A 19,244-nucleotide genomic window follows, 5' to 3' on the forward strand; every position below is an offset into this window, starting at 1 on the left:
CCATCTGCAGGGCGCACCAGGCTAATGGGTAGAGACTTCCAGGGCCGCAAGCTGGGCCTCCAGCGCTTCCACGGGGACGGGGCGGCCAAACAGGTAGCCCTGGAAGTAATCGCAGCCGTGTTTTTGCAGAAAGGCGAACTGCTCTTCGGTTTCTACGCCTTCGGCCATGGTTTCCATCTCCAGCGTGTGCGCCATGGCGATGATGGTGTGCACGATGACCGCGTCGCTAGGCCGAATGCCGATGTTATGCACAAAAGACTGGTCGATCTTGAGCTGGGTGAGCGGCAACTGGGTCAGGGTGCTGAGCGATGAATAGCCGGTGCCAAAGTCGTCCATCGCAAAGCACACACCCATCGCTCGGAGCGCTTCCATCTTGGTCAAGACCTCGGACGTATCGAGCATCACGCTTTCGGTGACTTCCAGCTTCACCAGCGCCGGATTGGCCCCGCTCAGGGCGAAGGCCTGCCGTACCGTGGCAACGAAGTCGGTTTGGTGGAATTGTTTGGCGCTGACGTTGACGGCCATGCACAAATGGCGGGTCAAGGGGTTTTTCTCCCAGGCTTTGAGCTGGGTACAGGCGGTTTCCAGCACCCATTTGCCAATTTGGAGAATGAGCTCGGTTTCTTCGGCCAAGGGGATGAACTCCGCGGGCGACACCATGCCCCGGTCGGGATGTTGCCAGCGCACCAAAGCTTCTACGCCCATGATGCGGCGCTGGCGGTCCCTTTGGGGCTGGAAAAAAAGGTGCAGCGCGCGGTGCTTGACCGCATGGCGCAGTTCGTTTTCCATGGCGACATGCCGGTTCACCGCCGTCTGCATCGTGGCATCAAAAAAACGCAAGGTGTTGCGCCCCGCTTTTTTGGACTGGTACATGGCCAGGTCGGCATGCTGCAGCAGGTCGGCGGCGGTTTCGCTCTGGACATACAGGTCGATGCCGATACTGGCCGTACATCGGAAGTGGTATTCGCCCAGGTCGAAGGGTTGGGCCAGTTGCGCCAGTATTTTTTCGGCCAGGTGCACCGCCTTGGCTGCCGCTTCCAGGCGTTCTGCACCGAGGTCTTCCAGCAGAATGGCAAATTCGTCTCCGCCCATGCGGGCCACGCTATCGCCTTCGCGCACGGCCTGGCGCAATCTACGGGCGGTTTCCACCAGCACCTGGTCCCCGGCTTCGTGGCCACAGGTGTCGTTGATGTGCTTGAAATGGTCCAGGTCAATGAACAACACCGCGCCGTGCAAGCCGCTGCGCCGGGCTGTTGCCACCGCCTGGTTCAGCCGGTCCAGCAGCAACCGGCGGTTGGGCAGCTGGGTGAGCGCATCGTGGTAGGCCATGTAGGCGATCTGGTCCTGGGCGCGTTTGCTGGCGGTGATGTCGATAAAGCTGCCGACATAGTGGGTGACCTCACCGCACGCGTCTGTCACCGTGGAAACGCTCAGCCACTCGACAAATATCTCGCCGCTTTTGCGCCGGTTCCAAATCTCGCCGCTCCAGGTGCCCTGGGCGTTCAGCGATGCCCACATGGCCTGGTAGAAGTCCTTGGAATGGCGCCCCGAGCTCAGCATGCGGGGCGTCTGCCCCTGGACTTCCTCTGCGGAGTAGCCGGTGAGCTCGGTGAATGCGCGGTTGACCTGCAGGATGCGCTGGTAGCGATCGGTGATGAACATACCCGACAGCGACTCAAAGGCTGCCGCCGACACCCGCTGCTTGGCCTGGAGCACCTGGTTTTCTGTCAGGTCGAACATCAGTGCGCGGCAGACCTTGGAGTCGCACTCCAATTCACCGGTGCTGCTCAAGGTAATCGGCATGCAGGTTCCGTCCCTGCGCACCAGTTCCAGCTCCAGGGCCTGGTCTGCGCTGGACGAGTTCGCTGCGTTCATGCGGAATTTGTCCTGGCTTGCCGGTGTTAGAAAGTCAACCAGCTTCTTTTTGCCGATGACTTCTTCGCTGGCGTAGCCTAGCCAGGCCAGTTCGAGGGCATTGATCGACAGGTAGGTACCGTCGGCATCGAGCGTATGGCTGCCAAATGGCACGCGTCCGAACAGGTGGTTGATCTCCCGCTCCATGGCGAGCAGCCTGTCGGTGAGACGTGCCACAGTGGAGTCTGTCATTTCCGGAGAAGCGAAGACTGTGGCCATAGGTACTACCGCGCGGCTTCAGGTGCTCTGGTGGAGCACAACGGCCAGATACCGCCCAGTATGCGGCACCGCTGGCTTTGCCAAGGAGTCTGCATGGAATCGCATGGGGATCCGCCTGCTTATTTTCTGACCGATTTGGCGATCAAGTTGGCCTCATTCGCCATTTTGGCGGCCGTGGCCGCAGCGGCTGTAGCCCGCGACGTGGCGCTGGCGGCTTCCGCCGACGCCTGCAGCGCCGTCTCTTCCGCCTGGAACGCTGCCGCAGACGCGGAGGCGGAGGCGGCTGCGGATGCCGCTGCAGCAGCCTCGGATGCGGCTACGGCGGCAAGCATGGCGGCTTCGGCGGCAGATTCGGTGGCCTCGATGATCGGAACGATCGAGGCTTCCTTGGCGGCCTTTTTCGCACTCTGGCTTGCCAGGGCCGATTTTTCTGCCGCCACTGCGGCCCGCATCGCGGCCTCCAGTGCGCTGGCCGTCAAGGATTTCATCGAGGTCAAGGCCGCCGTATAGCGTTTGTTGACGATCAGGTAGCCCTCCCGAAGAACCTGTATGTCGTTTTCCAGTTCTGCCAGTTTTCCGAATATCTTTTGTTCAGATTCCGAGGTCATGTTGCTCTCCATCTGTTTCAAATCTTTAACCAATCTTGTGATTTTATGACTCTACGCCCCATCCACAGGAATGTATGCGATTCCGAGAAATTGAAACCAATGGTATTCCCCGCCTGGGGTCGGATAGGGCGCGTCAGGGGCGATTTGCTATATATTAAATAGCTGCTTACGCTTGTCAGATAAGCGCAGGCAGCTATTTTCTTATAGAACACTCATTGTGCGTTGATCGTCTCGGCATGGTGGCAGGCGACCTCGCGCCCCAGCAGGGGACGCAGCAACGGTTCTTCGGCCGAACACCGTGCGGTGGCGTACGGGCAACGCTTGTGGAAGGCGCAGCCGCTGGGTGGGTTCAGCGGGCTGGGTAGCTCGCCGGTAATCTTGATCTTCACCCGGCGCTGGCTGCGGTCGATGGACGGGGTGGCCGACAGCAGGGCCTGGGTGTAGGGGTGCAGCGGGCGCTCGAAGATCAGGCCCTTGGCACCCACCTCGACCGCGCGGCCCAGGTACATCACCATCAGGTCATTGGCCACGTGCTCCACCACCGCCAGGTTGTGCGAGACAAACACGTAGGCGGTGTTGAACTCTTCCTGCAGGTCCATGAACAGGTTCAGCACCTGGGCCTGGATGGACACGTCGAGCGCTGACGTGGGTTCGTCGGCCACCAGGATCTTGGGCTGCAGAATCATGGCGCGGGCAATCGCGATGCGCTGGCGCTGGCCGCCCGAGAACATGTGCGGGTAGCGCTGCGCGAACTCGGGGCGCAGGCCCACGCGGCGCATGGTGTCATGGACCTTGGCGGTGCGCTCGGCGGCGGTCAGCTTGGTGTTGAGCAGCAGCGGCTCGGCCAGCTGGTCGGCGATCTTCTGGCGCGGGTTCAGCGAGGCGTAGGGGTTCTGGAACACCATTTGCACCTTGCTGCGCATGGCTTTGCGCTGGGCGCTGCTGGCGCTGTCGAGTGCCTGGCCGTCCATCACCAGCGTGCCGGAAGTGGGGGCTTCGATCAGCGTCAACTGGCGCGCCAGCGTGCTTTTGCCGCAGCCGGACTCGCCCACCACGGCCAGGGTTTTACCGGCCTGCAGCTGGAAGGAAATGCCGTTGAGCGCCTTCACCTGCAGCCTGGGCTTGAACGCCCCCTGGGCCACGCCGTAGTAGCGGGTGAGGTTCTGGGCTTCTAAAACAACCGTACTCATGCGGCCACCTCTTCAGTCAAAGGGAAGAAGCAGCGCACGCCAAAGCCGTTGTGTTGGGCCAGCGCGGGGCGCTCGGTGGTGCAGCGGTCTTGCACGCGGGGGCAGCGCGGCGACAGCAAACAGCCCCTGGGGCGGTCGTACTGGCCGGGCACCATGCCTTTGAGGGTGCTGAGGCGGCGCGCGCCGTGGCTGCGCTCGGGCACGGCCTGCAGCAGCGCGTCGGTGTAAGGGTGGGCGGGGTGGTCGAACAAATGGGCCACGCTGCCGGTTTCTACGACCTGGCCCGCGTACATCACGGCCACGCGGTGGGCCACTTCGGCCACCACGGCCAGGTCGTGGGTGATCATCACCAGGGCCATGTTGTGGGCTTTTTGCAGATTGACCAGCAGGTCCATGATCTGCGCCTGGATGGTCACGTCCAGCGCGGTGGTGGGCTCGTCGGCGATCAGCAGGCGCGGCTTGCAGGCGATGGCGATGGCGATCATCACCCGCTGGCTCATGCCGCCCGAGAGCTGGTGCGGGTACACATCCAGGCGGCTTTTGGCGGCGGGGATTTCCACCATCTCCATCAGCTCCACCGCGCGGGCGGTGGCCGCCGCTCCGCGCAGGCCCATGTGCTGCTTGAGCACTTCGATGATCTGGTAGCCCACGGTGAAGCTGGGGTTGAGCGAGGTCATCGGGTCCTGGAAGATCATCGCCATGTCCTTGCCCAGCAGCTTGCGGCGCTGGGCGGGGGTGATGGTCAGCAGGTCTTGGCCGTCGAAGTTCAGGGTATCGGCGGTGATGCGGCCCTGGCCGTCGAGCAGGCCCATCAGGGCCATCATGGTGACCGATTTGCCGGAGCCGGATTCGCCGACGATGCCGACGATTTCGCCTTGCGAGACCGTCAGGTCCAGCCCGTCCACGGCCCGGAAAGCCCGGCCTAGGGGGCCGAACTCTACGGAGAGATTTTTGATTGTGAGCAATGCCATCGTGGTTCTTTGTAGTTTTATGCGGCGGTCTTGAGCTTGGGGTCGAGCGCGTCGCGCAAGCCGTCGCCCATCAAATTGATGGCCAGTACCGAGAACAGAATCGTCAGCCCGGGCAGGGTGACGACCCACCAGGCGCGCTCGATGTAGTCACGGGCCGAGGCCAGCATGGTGCCCCACTCGGGCGCAGGCGGTTGTACGCCCATGCCCAGAAAGCCCAGAGCCGAGATTTCCAGAATCGCCGCCGAAAAGCCCATGGTGGCGTGCACGATCAGCGGGGCCATGCAGTTGGGCAGCACGGTGACAAACATGATGCGCAGCGTGCCCGCACCGGATAGCCGGGCGGCGGTGACGTAGTCGCGGTTCAACTCGGTCATGGCCGAGGCACGGGTGAGCCGCACGTAGGCGGGCAGCGACACCACGGCAATCGCCACCAGCGCGTTGCCCAGCCCGGGGCCGAGGATGGCCACAATCGCCACCGCCAGCAGCAGGGCGGGCAGGGCCATCATGATGTCCATGATGCGCATGACGACGGAGTCCAGCGCACGGCCAAACGTGGCGGCTACCAGCCCCAGCACCACGCCAGGAATCAGCGCCAGCAGCACCGAACAAAAGCCGACGAACAGCGACAGCCGCGCGCCATGGATCAGGCGCGAGAGGATGTCGCGGCCCACCTCGTCGGTGCCCAGCAGGAACTGCGACGAACCTCCGTCCACCCAGGCGGGCGGGGTAAGGAAGTGGTCGCGGAACTGCTCGATCGGGTTGTACGGTGCCACCCAGGGCGCAAACAGTGCGGCCAGGGCGACGATGGCCATGAACACCAGGCCAACGACCGCGCCCTTGTTCTTGGTGAAGCCGCGCCAGAACTCCTGCCAGGAGGAGGGCGGCGCGCCGGGTGCGAGCTCCAGTTCGTCGGTCACTGAAGGGGTGGGGAGAGAGGTTTGCATGTTGTTTTACTTGTTGTGCCGGATGCGCGGGTTGGCCACGCCATACAAAATATCGACCACAAAGTTGGTCACGATGACCAGGGTGGCCACCAGCAAAATGCCGCTTTGCACCACGGGGTAGTCGCGCCGCCCGATGGCATCGATCAGCCACTTGCCGATGCCGGGCCAGGAGAAGATGGTCTCGGTCAGTACCGCGCCGCCCATCAGCGTGCCCACCTGCAGGCCAATCACCGTCAGCACCGGAATCAGCGCATTGCGCAGGGTGTGGATGAACACCACGCGGGCAGGCGACAGGCCCTTGGCGCGGGCGGTGCGCACATAGTCTTCGCGCAGCACTTCCAGCATGCTGGAGCGCGTCATGCGGGCAATCACCGCCAGCGGAATGGTGCCCAGCACGATGGTCGGCAGGATCAGGTGCTTGGCCGCGTCCCACAGCGCCCCGGCGTTCAGGCTGGGGTCGGCCCGCTGGGCGCGCCAGGCATCGATGAGCATGAAGCCGGTGTCGGGCGGAATGTCGAACATCAGGTCAATGCGGCCCGACACCGGGGTCCAGCCCAGGCCGCTGGAGAACAGCATGATCAGCATCAAACCCCACCAGAAGATGGGCATGGAGTAGCCCGTCAGCGCCAGGGTCATCACGCCGTGGTCCAGAAACGAGCCGCGTTTGACCGCCGCCGTCACCCCGGCCACCACGCCCACCACCAGCGCAAACAGCAGTGCCATGACGGCCAGCTCCAGCGTGGCGGGGAACAGGATCTTGAATTCGGTCCACACCGGGTTCTGGGTCTTGAGCGAGGCGCCCAGGTCGCCGTGCAGCAACTGGCCCAGGTAGTGGAAGTACTGCACCGGCAGCGGCTGGTCCAGGCCCAGCTGCTTGAGGGCGGCAGCGTGCATCACCGGGTCGATCGAGCGCTCGCCCATCATCACTTCGATGGGGTCGCCGGGGATCATGCGGATCAGTGAAAAAGTCAGCAGGGTGATGCCGAAGAAGGTCGGCACCAGCACGGCGAGGCGTTTGAGGATGTAGAAGAACATAAGGCTGCTTAAAACGAAAAAGCAAGGTGGCAAACCATGTTCACCACCTTGCTTTCTTTACCGACACAAAAGGCTTACTTGTTGCTCACACCGGCAAAGTCAAACACTGCAAAGGGACTGATCTTCAGGCCGTCTACGCCTTTGGCCATGGGCAGGCTGACGGTGGAGTGGGCGATGGTGGACCAGGGCATGTCGCGCTTGAAGACTTCCTGCGCCTTCATGTACAGCGTGGTGCGCTCTTTGGGGTCCAGGCTGTTGCGGGCCTTCAGCACCAGGGCGTCAAACTCCTTGCTGCAGTAGCGCGAGTAGTTGGAGCCGCCCACGGCTTCGCAGGTCAGCAACACGCCCAGGAAGTTGTCGGGGCTGGCGTAGTCGCCGCTCCAACCCACCAGGCCGGCATCGTGTTCACCGGCCTTCATGCGCTTCAAGTACTCGCCCCACTCGTAGCTGACGATCTTGGCCTTGACACCGATCTTGGCCCAGTCGGACTGGATCATTTCGGCCATCAGCTTGGCATTGGGGTTGTAGGGGCGCTGCACGGGCATGCTCCACAGCGTGATTTCAAAGCCGTCGGGGTAGCCCGCTTTTTTCAGCAGCGCCTTGGCTTTTTCGATGTCCATGGGCGGGTTCTTCAGCGCCGGGTTATACGACCACAGCGACGAAGGGAAGGGGTTGCTGGCTTCCTGGCCCTGGCCCTGGTAGACCGCGTCGATGATGGCCTTGCGGTTGATCGCCATGTCGAGCGCCTGGCGTACTTCGAGCTTGCCAGTGGTGGCTTTTTCGGTGTTGTACGACAGGTAGCCGATGTTGAAACCGGGGGCGGTGATGACCTTCAGCTTAGGGTCGGCCTTCAGGGCGGCCAGGTCTTGGGGCTTGGGATAGGACATGGCCTGGCATTCACCGGCCTTGATCTTTTGCGCGCGCACGGCACCGTCGGTGGTGATGGCAAAAATCAGGTTGTCCAGCTTCACATCCTTGGGGTTCCAGTACTGCTTGTTGCCCGCGTAGCGGATTTGCGAGTCTTTCTGGTAGCGCTTGAGGATGTACGGGCCGGTGCCCACGGGCTGCTGGTTGATCAGCGCGGGTGTGCCCGCGGCCAGCAGCTTGTCGGCATGCTCGGCGGACAGGATGGAGAACACCGGCATGGCGATCTTGGCCAGCAGGTCAGGGTCGGGCTTTTTCAGCAGGAAGACGACCGTGTTTTCGTCGGTCTTGCGCACTGAAGCCACATTGCTGTCCAGGCCCGTGTCACCGGCGTAGGGGTACTGCGCGGGGTAAGCCTTGGCGAATGCGTTGCCCTTGTCGAACATGCGCATGAACGTGAATACCACGTCGTCGGCATTGAAATTGCGGCTGGGGGTGAAGAACTCGGTGGTGTGGAACTTCACGCCCTTGCGCAGGTGGAAGGTGTAGGTCAGGCCGTCGGGCGCGGTGTCAAACGACTCGGCCAGGGCGGGGACCACCTTGGTGGTGCCGCGCTCGAACTCGACCAGGCGGTTGAACAGGGCCATGCCTGCGGCATCGAAGGTTTGGCCGCCGGTGTATTGCGCAGTGTCAAAGCCTTCGGGGCTGGCCTCGGAACAGTAGACCATGGTGCCTGCGGCGTGGGTTGCCAAGGCTGCGACGGTCAGGCCCAGGGCCAGAACCAGTTTGCTCAAATTTTTCATGTTGCTCCAAATAGATCAAAACGCAAAGGCAGACGTGCACCTCGATGGTGCTCGAATCGTGCGGCACGGGGATTGGTACATACCCCAGCGTCTGCCAGCCGAATTATCAGCAGGTTCTATGCCACGGATGGGGCCAACGTCGCCTGCGCGTCACCAGGTTTGAGATCGATTTTTTTGTATTATTTTGTAATAAATAATATTTTTGCATACAATTTGTTTTATTAAATTTATGATCTGTGACCAGTTCGCAGACCCTCAATGCCGGAAAACTGAACCCCACGATGCTCGATGTATGGCTGCCCTTGCTGCAAGAACAGTTTCGCAATTACCCCGTGCTGATGCTGCAGGCTGCAGCCATCGTCGGTGTTTTGAGTACCGTGCTGGGCCTGCGGCGCAAAACCGCGCCGCTGCTGGGTTCGGGTGGCGTGGCGTACGGCTGGGCGCTGGGCATTTCCGGGTTCTTGCTGGTCGGCCTGGCATTTGACTTTCTGGCGCTGCCCTCAAAACCTTATCTCAATACCGACGTGCTTTTCCTGGGCGGCCTGTTTGGCGGCTGGCCGGGGGGTGCCATCTGTTGGGCGTGCATGGTGTGCGCCCGCCTGCTGTTCGGCGGGCTCACCAACGGCTTTACCGCCGCCATCGACATGGCTGTCCTGGCCCTGGGCGGCATCCTGATGCACCGCTGGGCGGCGGGTAAAAAGTTGGTGGAACTGTCGCTACGCGATGTCTGGGTGGTGTGGCTGGCCAAGATGGCGTTCAGTCTGGGGTCGGTGGTGGCGATTGGGGGGCTGGGGCTGATTCCCGGCAAGACCAACCAGAACCTGCTGGTGTTGCGCCTGCTGGGGGCGGCGCTGTCCTGGGCGATCCTGGGCGGCCTGCTGGTGCTGCTGCGCCGCGAAGCGCGCGATCGCGAGGTGGCCGAGCGGGCCCAGGCCCAGGAGCGCACCGACCCGCTCACCGGTTTGCCCAACCGCCGGGCCTTGCGTGAACACCTGGATGCCTTGGCGACCCGCGCGGGCGAGGGGGCCAGCAGCGTGCTGACCCTGGAGCTGTCCAACCTGGGCGAGATGGTGCGCCTGCACGGACATGGCTGGTCCGACCAGTTCTGGGGCCAGCTGGTGGCGGCCGTGCGCGCCCATGCGCTGACCTGCCCCCTGCAACCCTACGATCCGCACTACTTCATGCTGTCCGACCTGACCCTGTCCATCGTGCTGCGCGGGGTGACGCTGGAGAAACTGCAGTACACCGGCATGGCCGACCATTTTTATGCCGAGCTGTCCGACTACCTGCTGCGCACCCGCGCGGGCGAGGCTGCACCCCGTCTGCGCATGGGGGTGGCCATGGGCAACGACGGCACGCACAAGTCGGCCGATGCCATCTTGCGCAACCTCAGCCTGGCGCTGCAAAGCGATGCCCGGCCGCTGCGCTACTTTCACCGCTCGTTCGAAGAAAAAGCGCTGCTGGACGAAAAGCTGCGGGCCATGCTGGTCGGCTGGATCAGCGCGGGCCGGGCACCCCTGGCCTACCAGCCCAAGTGCGATCTGCGCACTGGCCAGGTGCTGGGGGCAGAAGCCCTGCTGCGCGCCAAGGACGCGAGCGGGCACCCGATTTCGCCACCGCTTGTGCTGGAGGTGGCGGCGCGCAACCAGCTGCTGATTGAATTCGAGTGGTGCACGGTGGAGACCGTGGTGCACGCCATCGGCGTTGGGCTGGCGGCCCAGCGGCCCTTGCCGCTGGCGGTCAACGTGTCGGCGGCTTCGCTCACCGTGCCGGGGTTTGGCCTGCGGGTGGTGTCGCTGCTGCGCCGAACCCGCACCCCTTGCGATTTGCTGACCGTGGAGGTGACCGAGAACAGCCCGGTGCCCGATATCGACACCGTGGGCGAAAGCATGGCGGCCATGGCCAGCGCCGGGGTGAAGCTGTCGCTGGACGACTTCGGCACCGGCTACTCGGGCCTGTCCATGCTGGCCAAGTTCACGTTCACCGAGATCAAGATCGACCAAAGCATGGTGGCCCGGCTGGAGCAGCCCCGCATGCAGGCCGCCGTGTCGCTGGCCCAGGAAAGCGCCGTGCGCTACCACGCCAGCCTGGTGGCCGAGGGCGTAGAAACGCCCATGCAGATCGAGCGCCTGTACGCGCTGGGCATCCGCTGCGGACAGGGCTACCACTTTGCCCGCGCCATGGAACTGGCCAGCCTGCTGGCCTGCGGCCGCCTTCCCCACGGCGTGCCCGTGGTGGCCGAACCGGTCTCCCAGTGGTAAGACGGTTGCTATTGAATCAGTAGCTGCTTACGCCGATACCATAAGCGCTGGCGCCTTATTTTTCATAAATTTCAGCGGGCTGCCGCCCTGCCGCTTTGGATGCGCCCGGGCTTGGCAGCAGACGCTCGGCGGCCATTCGGTCAATGGGCGATGGGTACGCCCGCCATCAGCTTGCGCATTTCAAACGCCTTGCGGGCCATCGCCACCAATTGGTTTTCGGTCGGGTGGTCCACCACCTCATAGCCCACGATCTGCGGGGCGAGGAGGGGGCGGTGCTTTTCGGCGTAATGCCGAAAATCGGCGGTGGCAGTGTGCGAGCCGGTCACCAGCACCTGCTGGACGCCGTCCAGCGCGTCGCAGACTTCGCCGAAGAATTCGTGCACGGTGCGGACGCCGCTGTTGTGCTGGCCGGTGGGGTGCTTGTGGGCCTGGATGCGCTGCGGTAGCACCTGCTCGGCATTGAATTGCACTACCAGGGCGGATTGGTGGTCGGTCAGTACGACGGCATGGAACAGCGGCATATCAAAGTTTCCTTTCAAAAATCGAGGCACAGGCCACGCAACGCAGAGACTGGGGCTCCACGCGCAGGCGTTCAAAGGGTATGGGCTGCGCGCAGTCCACGCAGGTGCCAAAGTGGGTGTCTTGCAGGTGTTGCTCGGCCCGGTTGATGGCCGCCAGCTCGCGCACGTCCATGTCGGTCAAGGCCATGTCGACCTCGCGTTCGCCCGCGTTTTGCGGGAAGTCGTCGCTGCCCTGTGCCAGGGCGTCCTGGGCGTGGTCGACCCGGGACTGACCGTTGTTGTGTTGCGCCAGATCGCTTTGCAGCGCAAGTCGGCGCGCCTGCAAGGCGCTGCCAATCGTGTGGAGCTGCTCTGGACTGAGGTGGTTGTGCATGGTGGTCTCCTGTGTTTGCATCATGGGCGCGGAGGGGCGGCAGGGTACTGATACAGATCAATGGCGGGCCAGTAAACATCGCCGGATTTGGCCGCAACCTGGGTAGGGAGATGCGTTTTATTGCTATTTAAATCGTAGCTTCTTACGCCCAATGGATAAGCGTGAGCGGCTATTTTTATTGGTATTGTTGATGCGCTGCACTAATTCGCCTGCGGTGCGATACTTGCCGTCCCCCCTACAACGAGACACGCACCATGCAATACCGCCCCCTTGGCCGCACCGGCTGGAACATCTCAACCGTCAGCTTCGGCGCCTGGGCCATTGGTGGCACCTGGGGCGAGGTCAGCGACGCCGAATCCATGGGCGCGTTGCACCGCGCGCTCGACCTGGGCGTGAACTTCTTTGACAGTGCCGACGTCTACGGCGATGGCCGCAGCGAGCGCCTGCTGGCCCAGCTCAAGCGCGAACGCAGCGAACCCTTCTTTATTGCCACCAAGGCCGGCCGCCGCCTGAACCCGCACGTGGCGGGCGGCTACAACCGCGAGAACCTGACCGCCTTTGTGGAACGCAGCCTGGTGAACCTGAACACCGACGCACTCGACCTGCTGCAACTGCACTGCCCACCCACCGACGTCTACTACATGCCCGAAGTGTTTGGCGTGCTGGACGACCTGCAAAAGGCCGGCAAGCTGCGCCACTACGGCGTGAGCGTGGAGAAGGTGGAAGAGGCGCTGAAGGCCATCGCCTTCCCCGGCGTGCAAACCGTGCAGATCATCTACAACCTGTTTCGCCAGCGCCCGGCCGATCTGCTGTTTGAGCAAACCCAGAAGCGCGGCGTGGGCATTCTGGCGCGGCTGCCGCTGTCCAGCGGTTTGCTCAGCGGCAAGATGACCGCCGACAGCCATTTCGAAGCCGACGACCACCGCCTGTTCAACCGCGAGGGCGCGGCCTTCGACAAGGGCGAAACCTTCTCCGGCCTGGACTACGCCGTGGGCCTGCAGGCCGTGGAAGCCATGCGCCCCCTCGTGCCCGAGGGCATGACCATGGCGCAAATGGCGCTGCGCTGGATCCAGATGCACCCGGCCGTCACCTGCAGCATCCCCGGCGGCAAGCGCGCCTCCCAGGTGGCCGATAACGTGGCCGCCGCCGACTTGCCCGCCTTGAGCGACAGCACCATGCAGGCCCTGGCCGCGGTGTACGAGCGCTTTGCCAAGCCCCTGGTGCACCAACGCTGGTAAGGCGAATATGACCACCGAAACCATCGGCTTCATCGGCCTGGGCCTGATGGGCCACGGCATGGCTAAAAACATCGTGGACAAGGGCTATGCGCTCACGGTCTACGCCCGCAGCGATTCCGAGGCGGTCACCGACCTGCTGCAGCGCGGTGCCGCCCGGGCCGACTCGCCCCAGGCACTGGCCGCACAGGCCACGGTGGTGTTCTTGTGCGTGACCGGCTCCCAGGACGTGGAGGCGCTCATTCGTGGGCCGAACGGCCTGGCCAGCGGCCTGCGCCCGGGGTCGGTGCTGGTCGACTGCTCCACCGCCGACCCCACCTCCACCGTGGCCCTGGCCGTCGAGTTGGCCGCCATCGGCGTGACGCTGGTGGACGCGCCCCTGAGCCGCACGCCCAAAGAGGCCTGGGCCGGCACGCTGGACACCATGGTCGGGGCCGACGCCGCCACCTTTGCGCGCATCCAGCCGATTTTGGCCACCTGGGCCGGGCGCATCGTGCACATCGGCGCGCTGGGCGACGGCCACCGCATGAAGCTGGTGAACAACTTCATCTCGCTGGGCTACGCCGCGCTGTACGCCGAGGCCCTCACCGTGGCCCAGGCCGTGGGCATCGCCCCCGAGCGCTTCGACGCCGTGGTCCGCGGTGGCCGCATGGATTGCGGCTTCTACCAAACCTTCATGGACTACACCCTGAATGGCAACCGGGAGGCGCACAAGTTCACCCTGAAAAACGCCTACAAGGACCTGCGCTACCTCGGCTCCATGGCCGACGCGGCGGGTATCGCCAACAGCCTGGGCAATGCCGTCAAAAACAGCTTTGGCCTGGCGCTGGCAAATGGCGGCGAAGACCTGTTTGTACCCATGCTGCCAGAGCTGGTGGGCCGGTTGAACGGGGTGGATCTGGTGCCGGGTGCGGTGAAATAGACCCGTCCGGGCTGCTTCGGTGCCCAAAAAGCACCCATGCTCGGTTAAAGTCTTGCCGTACAACGGCGTGCCCCTGCCGCCGAATGGATTTCACCGATGGATGCGAAGCGAGACCCCGTGCGATGACGCAGCAAGCGACCATTTCTAGTGAACAGACCATTGCCACCGCGCCCAGCCTGCCACTGTTGCGCGCGGTAGCCGACACCCTGGACAGTTTGGGCGTTGCCGTGTGCGTGTTTGACGATACCGACCACACCCTGCTGTGGAATGGCAGCTTCCTCAAGTTCTTCCCCGAGCATGCCGGGCAGGTCCACGCCGGGGAGCCCTACCGCGCCAACCTGCGCCGCTTCTACCAGGGCCGGCTGGCGGCGGACGAATTGGCGAAGATCGACAAGTACATCGACAGCGGGATCGCCCGCCACCGCACCCAGCAGCGCCCCTTTGCCTTTGAGCACCTGGGCGTGCGCCTCTGGGTGGCCTCGCTGCCCCTGCCCGGCGTGGGCCGCATCCGCATCTGGCAGGCACACACCTCGGCGACCGACCCGCAGGGCCCGACCATTCTGGCCACCACCGCCATTGACGGCGCAGCCCTGTTTGATTACGTGGCCGACGGTGTGATGGTCACCGGGGCCGATGACCGCATCCTCTGGGCCAACGCACCGTTTGTGCAGCTGTACGGCCTGCCCAGCCGCACGGCCGCCACCGGCGCGCACCTGGAATGGGTGTACCGCACCGCCTGGCAGGGTCAGGAGCCGCAGAGCCCGGCTCTGTTTGACGCGGGCTTGCTGACCCTGGCGGAGCACACCCACTTCACCGGGTCACCGTTTGAGCTGCCCCTGCCGGGTGCCCGCTGGAGCCGGGTGATCGGGCAGCGCAGCCCGGACGGCAAGGGCTTCTGGGCGCACGTCGACATTACCGTGCTCAAAGGCCAGCAGCAGCAACTGCTGGAGGCCGAGCGCCGCGCCCGCGAGAGCGAGGCCATCCTGCAAGAGAAGTCGGCCCTGCTGGAGGCCACATTGGCGACCATGGAGCAGGGCGTGATGATGGTCAACGCCGAGCGCGTGGTGGTGGTCTGCAACCGGCGCGCCCGGGAGCTGCTCAACCTGCCCCAAAGCCTGGTCGACAGCCGCCCTACGCTGGACGCGCTGGCCGACTACCAACTGGCCTCGGGCGAGCTGGTCCAGGTGCCGGACGAGGTGCTGGCCACCGTGCGCACCGGCGATATCTTTGACCGGCCCTATGCCTACGACCGCACCTGCCGCGACGGCCGGGTGGTGGAAATCCACAATATTCCGATGGCGGGCGGCGGCGTGCTGCGCACCTACACCGACATCACCGAGCGGCGCCGTGCCGAAGAACGTATCCGCCACGTGGCCCGCCACGACGGCCTGACCTCGCTGGCCAACCGCGAGGTCTTTCTGGAGAGCCTGGCGGCAGCGGCCGCCGCCGCAGTCCCCGGCACGGTCGGGTTTGCCGTGCATTTCATCGACATCGACCGCTTCAAACCCATCAATGACCACTACGGCCACGCCATCGGCGACAAGGTACTGGCGTTGATTGCCGAGCGCATGCGCACCGTGGCCCGCGACGGCGATGTGGTGGCCCGCATGGGCGGCGATGAATTTGCGGTGCTGCAGTGCCGGGTGGAGCAGAACGAGCAGGCGCGGGGCCTGGCGTACCGCATGCTGGAGGGCATAGGCCGCGACATGGAGGTCGAGTCGCACCAACTGCAGGTGGGCGCGTCGATCGGCGTCGCCCTGTACCCCAGCGCAGGCCTGGATGCCGACACCTTGCTGCGCAACGCCGATGCCGCCATGTACGCCGCCAAGGCCCAGGGGCGCGACTGCGTGCGGGTGTTCGGGGACCACGACAATCCGGCATCGGTGTACTAGGGTCCCAGCTATGCTCCTGTTTTGATAGCTTCTTACGCTGATTCCGTCAGCGTAAGGGCCCGATTTTTCTTAAATCCGGGGGCGGTCCGCTCAGGCCATCAACTCTGCCAGCTGCGCCCGCAGCGCGGCGTTCTCTGCCGTCAGTTCGGCCACGGTCTGCTTCAGGCGGGCAATGATGCCCTCGGGGGAGTCCGGCTCGGTGCGCTCCACGGCCTTGGCGGCGCGCACCTGGCGGGCGGCCTGCTGCAGCTCTTTCTTGCCCCCGGCGGCGGCGGCCATCTGCGCCTCGGCGGGCAGGGTCGCCACGGTGGCGGCGGTGCTGATGGAGATGGTGCCGGCTTTCACGGCGGCCACCAGCTCGGGCGCAGCCGACTTCTGGATTTTCTCGATCTGCGTGAACGTGCTGTTGCTGATGCGTGCCGACTTGGCCAGCGCCTCGCGGGTCAGCACGGGCTCGGCAGCGGGGGCCACTGCCGCAGGCGTTGCCGATTCCTCCCACGGCGCGGTGGCGCTGGCGGGGGCTTCGGTTTTGGCGGGCTGCTCGCGCCCGGCCAGGATGTCTTTCTTGCGCAAGGCCAGCACGCCACGCTGGAAGTCCGACACGCTGCGCCGCCCCAGGTGCTGGTCGATCATCCACAGGTGCACATCGTCCAGCGTCTGGAACGCGGTGTTTTGCACGGTGTTGAACGGGATGTTGTGCGCGCTGCAAATGCCGTAGCGGTTGTGCCCATCCACCAGCACATCGCCCCACAGCACCAAGGCGTCGCGGCAGCCCTCGGCCAGGATGCTGCGCTCCAGCGCGGCGTGCTCGTCAGGGGTGAGCGGGTCGATATAGGCCAGCAAGTCGTCATTAACCGTGATGTTCATTTTTTAGCGGAGTCTGCAATCAAAGGGGGCGCGATTGTAGAAGCCGCCAGAACGTGAAATTTGCCCGCTGTTTATGTAACACTTTGTGAAACAATGCGTTCGCAGCCCGAGGAAAACCATGTTCCTGGCTGTCGCAGTCAGCGAGGCGGCTTCTTCGAAGCAAATCTGACAAGGGCAAACCTGGCGAAAGCCGGGGACGCAAAGCCACCGGGCTTCGGCGCTGCACAGCAGCACCATGCTAGCGGGGCTACCGGGCAGGGTCACGTCAAACCCGTTTCTGTCCGTTGCCGCCCTTCGTATCTTTGGCATTGAATGGCGACGACATGTTGGTACCTACCCCCTTATCCCGTTCTGCTGCACGCACCGCCGTGGGCAGCCTGTCTGTACTGGCCCTGCTGGCCCTGAGCGCTTGTGGCGGCGGTTCTTCGGATGTGGCCGCAACATCTTCCGCAGAAGCGGTGGCCACCGTCGATGCCGTGGCCCTGCTGGCCGATGTGCCCACCGAAGCCGTGCCCACCTTCCACATGGCACCGGTGGACATCAGCGACCCGTCGCTGGTGCCCAGCGATACCGACGCGGTGCGCACCGAAACGGTGTTGCCCGCCATGGAAGGCATGGCCACTGCCCGCCTGCTGCCGCAGACCGTGGCGACCGAGGCGATGGAAGCCCGGCGGTTGCTGGCCTCCACCCCCGCATCGCAAATGGGTGCGCGTGCCGCGTCGGTGGTCACCGTGTACACCCCGGCCCAGATCCGTGCCGCCTACAAGTTGCCCGCCGTGTCGGCTGCGGGTGTGGTCTCCACCGCTGCCGCCCGTGCGGCCCTGGGTGCTGGCCAGACCATTTACCTGGTAGATGCGTACCACAATCCGAACGCCTTTGCCGACCTGAACAACTACAACGCCCGCCTGAACCTGCCCACCTGCACCAACGTGGCGATCCCGGCCACAGCGGCATTGCCCCTGGCCGCCGCCAACCCGAATACAGGCTGCACCTTCAGCGTGGTGTACGCCGGGGCAACGTCTGGCCGCACTTCGGTGGCCCCGGCGTACAACGCCGGCTGGGCGGCCGAAATCGCGATGGATGTGGAGTCGGCCCACGCCATCGCGCCGTTGGCCCGCATCATCCTGGTCGAAGCCACCTCCGCATCGCTGTCCGCCCTGGCCAACGCCATCACGGTGGCCAACAACATGGGCCCGGGCGTGGTCAGCATGAGTTTTGGTGCCGGTGAAGGCAACTGGACCGCATCGGTAGACAGCCTGTTCGACGGCAAGGGCATGCAGTACACCGCCTCCACGGGCGACTCGGGTGCCGCCGTCAACTGGCCTGCCGTATCCAGCAAGGTGCTCGCCACCGGCGGTACGTCGCTGAACTTCAACGGCAGCACCCGCACCGAAACCGTGTGGTCGGGCACTGGTGGCGGCACCAGCGCCTACACCGCCGTCCCCGCGTACCAGTCTGCGCTGTCCAAAACCATCACCAAGCGCCGGGTGGCCGACGTGTCCTCGGACTCAGACCCCTACACCGGCCAGTACGTGGGCATCACGGTGCCCGGTGGCGCGTTTGGCTTCATGTCGGGCGGCGGCACCAGCATTGCCGCACCCGAATGGGCGGCCTTGCTGGCCATTGCCAGCGCCCAGCGCGCGGTGGTCAAGCTGCCGGTGCTGACCAGCGTGCACAAAGCCCTGTACCAGAGCGTACTGCCGAACGCCAGTTTCTATGCACAGGCCTTTCTGGACGTGACCAAGGGTGCCAACGGCAGTTGCTTCACCTGCACCGCCACCACAGGCTTTGACGCCAGCACCGGTCTGGGCACCCCGAATGGCGGCTCTTTGCTGGCGCTGCTCAGCACCATCAAACAGTAGTTTCCCGCGTGGAAAAGCCCGCAATGCCTGGGGGTGTTGCGGGCTTTTTTGTGCCTTCAGGGCGCTACAGGTGCACGCGTTCAGAGTGCGTCTTCGGCTTCTCTGGCCAGCTTGCGAAGCTTTTTTTGCCTCTTTTCCAACTCTTCGGTGGCTACTTTCGCCATCGTGAGAAATTGGCTGTTGGACTGGTGCGCGGCGTCTATGAGTTGGGAGAGTAGCGGGCCAATGTCGTCGATGATCAGCCGCTCGTCGTGCTGCAAGTCGTACAGCAGGCGGTCTATCTTTTCAATGTTCTCGGTTCTTACGGATGCCTTGGCCAAGTCGAATGGTCGTGTGAAGCGGTCACGGGTTTCGCGAAGCCCGCGGCAAATTTTGAACTCGGAAAATGCTTCAAAGAGTTTGCCCTGGGTTTCGGCCAGGTACGCCTGCAAAGAGGCTTCTGCACCCGGCTCCGACGACCGGGCGATCACCTTGGCGCCCTCGATGCGCGATTGGACAAGACCGAGTCCCCGGATGAGCTCGTCTGCCACCGTGCCAACGGCATCCCGGATCTGCTGTCGATTTTCTGCATTGGCGTTGGCCAGTTTCGGCAAGACGCTGACAAATTCGACCAGCTGCTTGAAGGTAACCAGGATGGGCATAGCCTGCTCCAGAAAGGGGGTGGATCACAAACCGTCTCGTTACAGCTTAGCCAATGCAGGACCAGAAGGGTTCGCCGCGGCAGTGGTCTGTCCCTAGATTTGGGGATGTTTGGGGCGGCTGC

At 64.0% G+C, this 19,244-nt stretch carries 16 protein-coding genes and 1 riboswitch; of the genes, 5 read left to right on the forward strand and 11 right to left on the reverse strand.

Annotated elements, in window-relative coordinates:
• Positions 1 to 21: 21 nt before the first annotated feature.
• From AB3G31_RS07885 to AB3G31_RS07915, 7 genes are all read right to left on the reverse strand, one after another.
• A complete protein-coding gene (locus tag AB3G31_RS07885; RefSeq protein ID WP_367849638.1) occupies positions 22 to 2,106 on the reverse strand; it encodes an EAL domain-containing protein in 2,085 nt (694 codons plus the stop codon).
• 146 nt (positions 2,107 to 2,252) lie between these two features.
• Positions 2,253 to 2,741, reverse strand: coding sequence for a hypothetical protein (locus AB3G31_RS07890; protein ID WP_367849639.1), 489 nt, complete (start codon positions 2,739 to 2,741; stop codon positions 2,253 to 2,255).
• A 212-nt stretch (positions 2,742 to 2,953) separates the two neighbouring features.
• On the reverse strand, positions 2,954 to 3,931 hold the full coding sequence (locus tag AB3G31_RS07895; protein ID WP_367849640.1) for a peptide ABC transporter ATP-binding protein: 978 nt from the start codon (positions 3,929 to 3,931) through the stop codon (positions 2,954 to 2,956).
• Positions 3,928 to 4,902, reverse strand: coding sequence for an ABC transporter ATP-binding protein (locus tag AB3G31_RS07900; RefSeq protein ID WP_367849641.1), 975 nt, complete (start codon positions 4,900 to 4,902; stop codon positions 3,928 to 3,930). The genes AB3G31_RS07895 and AB3G31_RS07900 overlap by 4 nt, the downstream gene beginning before the upstream one ends.
• A 17-nt stretch (positions 4,903 to 4,919) precedes the next feature.
• Positions 4,920 to 5,846, reverse strand: a complete 927-nt coding sequence (locus tag AB3G31_RS07905) for an ABC transporter permease subunit (protein WP_367849642.1) — start codon at positions 5,844 to 5,846, stop codon at positions 4,920 to 4,922.
• 6 nt (positions 5,847 to 5,852) lie between these two features.
• Positions 5,853 to 6,881: an ABC transporter permease subunit gene (locus tag AB3G31_RS07910; protein WP_367849643.1), complete on the reverse strand. Its 1,029-nt coding sequence runs from the start codon at positions 6,879 to 6,881 to the stop codon at positions 5,853 to 5,855.
• 74 nt (positions 6,882 to 6,955) lie between these two features.
• Positions 6,956 to 8,548: an ABC transporter substrate-binding protein gene (locus AB3G31_RS07915; RefSeq protein ID WP_367849644.1), complete on the reverse strand. Its 1,593-nt coding sequence runs from the start codon at positions 8,546 to 8,548 to the stop codon at positions 6,956 to 6,958.
• Between the two features lie 281 nt (positions 8,549 to 8,829).
• Here AB3G31_RS07915 and AB3G31_RS07920 point away from each other — a divergent pair, with 281 nt between their 5' ends.
• Positions 8,830 to 10,809, forward strand: coding sequence for an EAL domain-containing protein (locus AB3G31_RS07920; protein ID WP_367849645.1), 1,980 nt, complete (start codon positions 8,830 to 8,832; stop codon positions 10,807 to 10,809).
• Between the two features lie 140 nt (positions 10,810 to 10,949).
• Here the strand turns inward: AB3G31_RS07920 and AB3G31_RS07925 are convergent, their stop codons facing one another.
• Together AB3G31_RS07925 and AB3G31_RS07930 are read right to left on the reverse strand one after the other, a co-directional pair.
• Positions 10,950 to 11,330 (reverse strand): hypothetical protein, encoded by a 381-nt coding sequence (locus AB3G31_RS07925; protein ID WP_367849646.1) that lies wholly within the window; start codon positions 11,328 to 11,330, stop codon positions 10,950 to 10,952.
• Between the two features lies 1 nt (position 11,331).
• Positions 11,332 to 11,703 carry a TraR/DksA family transcriptional regulator gene (locus AB3G31_RS07930; RefSeq protein ID WP_367849647.1) on the reverse strand — a complete coding sequence of 124 codons (372 nt, stop codon included), beginning with the start codon at positions 11,701 to 11,703 and terminating at the stop codon, positions 11,332 to 11,334.
• Between the two features lie 254 nt (positions 11,704 to 11,957).
• Here AB3G31_RS07930 and AB3G31_RS07935 point away from each other — a divergent pair, with 254 nt between their 5' ends.
• The 3 genes from AB3G31_RS07935 to AB3G31_RS07945 all read left to right on the forward strand — a co-directional run bounded on the left by AB3G31_RS07935 (position 11,958) and on the right by AB3G31_RS07945 (position 15,752).
• Complete coding sequence (locus AB3G31_RS07935; RefSeq protein WP_367849648.1) at positions 11,958 to 12,941, forward strand: aldo/keto reductase; 984 nt, start codon at positions 11,958 to 11,960, stop codon at positions 12,939 to 12,941.
• A gap of 7 nt (positions 12,942 to 12,948) precedes the next feature.
• A complete protein-coding gene (locus tag AB3G31_RS07940) occupies positions 12,949 to 13,860 on the forward strand; it encodes an NAD(P)-dependent oxidoreductase (protein ID WP_367849649.1) in 912 nt (303 codons plus the stop codon).
• Between the two features lie 122 nt (positions 13,861 to 13,982).
• Entirely contained in the window at positions 13,983 to 15,752 is a 1,770-nt protein-coding gene (locus AB3G31_RS07945) for a diguanylate cyclase (RefSeq protein WP_367849650.1), read from the forward strand.
• 90 nt (positions 15,753 to 15,842) lie between these two features.
• Here AB3G31_RS07945 and AB3G31_RS07950 read toward each other — a convergent pair whose 3' ends face one another.
• Positions 15,843 to 16,619 (reverse strand): hypothetical protein, encoded by a 777-nt coding sequence (locus tag AB3G31_RS07950; RefSeq protein ID WP_367849651.1) that lies wholly within the window; start codon positions 16,617 to 16,619, stop codon positions 15,843 to 15,845.
• A gap of 163 nt (positions 16,620 to 16,782) precedes the next feature.
• Positions 16,783 to 16,874, forward strand: a riboswitch (cyclic di-GMP riboswitch).
• 68 nt (positions 16,875 to 16,942) lie between these two features.
• Here AB3G31_RS07950 and AB3G31_RS07955 point away from each other — a divergent pair.
• Positions 16,943 to 18,481 carry a hypothetical protein gene (locus AB3G31_RS07955; protein ID WP_367849652.1) on the forward strand — a complete coding sequence of 513 codons (1,539 nt, stop codon included), beginning with the start codon at positions 16,943 to 16,945 and terminating at the stop codon, positions 18,479 to 18,481.
• Positions 18,482 to 18,561: 80 nt separating this feature from the next.
• On the opposite strand, the gene AB3G31_RS07960 is transcribed toward AB3G31_RS07955, so the two are convergent.
• On the reverse strand, positions 18,562 to 19,122 hold the full coding sequence (locus tag AB3G31_RS07960) for a hypothetical protein (RefSeq protein ID WP_367849653.1): 561 nt from the start codon (positions 19,120 to 19,122) through the stop codon (positions 18,562 to 18,564).
• Positions 19,123 to 19,244: the final 122 nt, after the last annotated feature.

Source organism: Rhodoferax sp. WC2427 (assembly GCF_040822085.1).
GTDB lineage: Bacteria > Pseudomonadota > Gammaproteobacteria > Burkholderiales > Burkholderiaceae_C > Rhodoferax_B.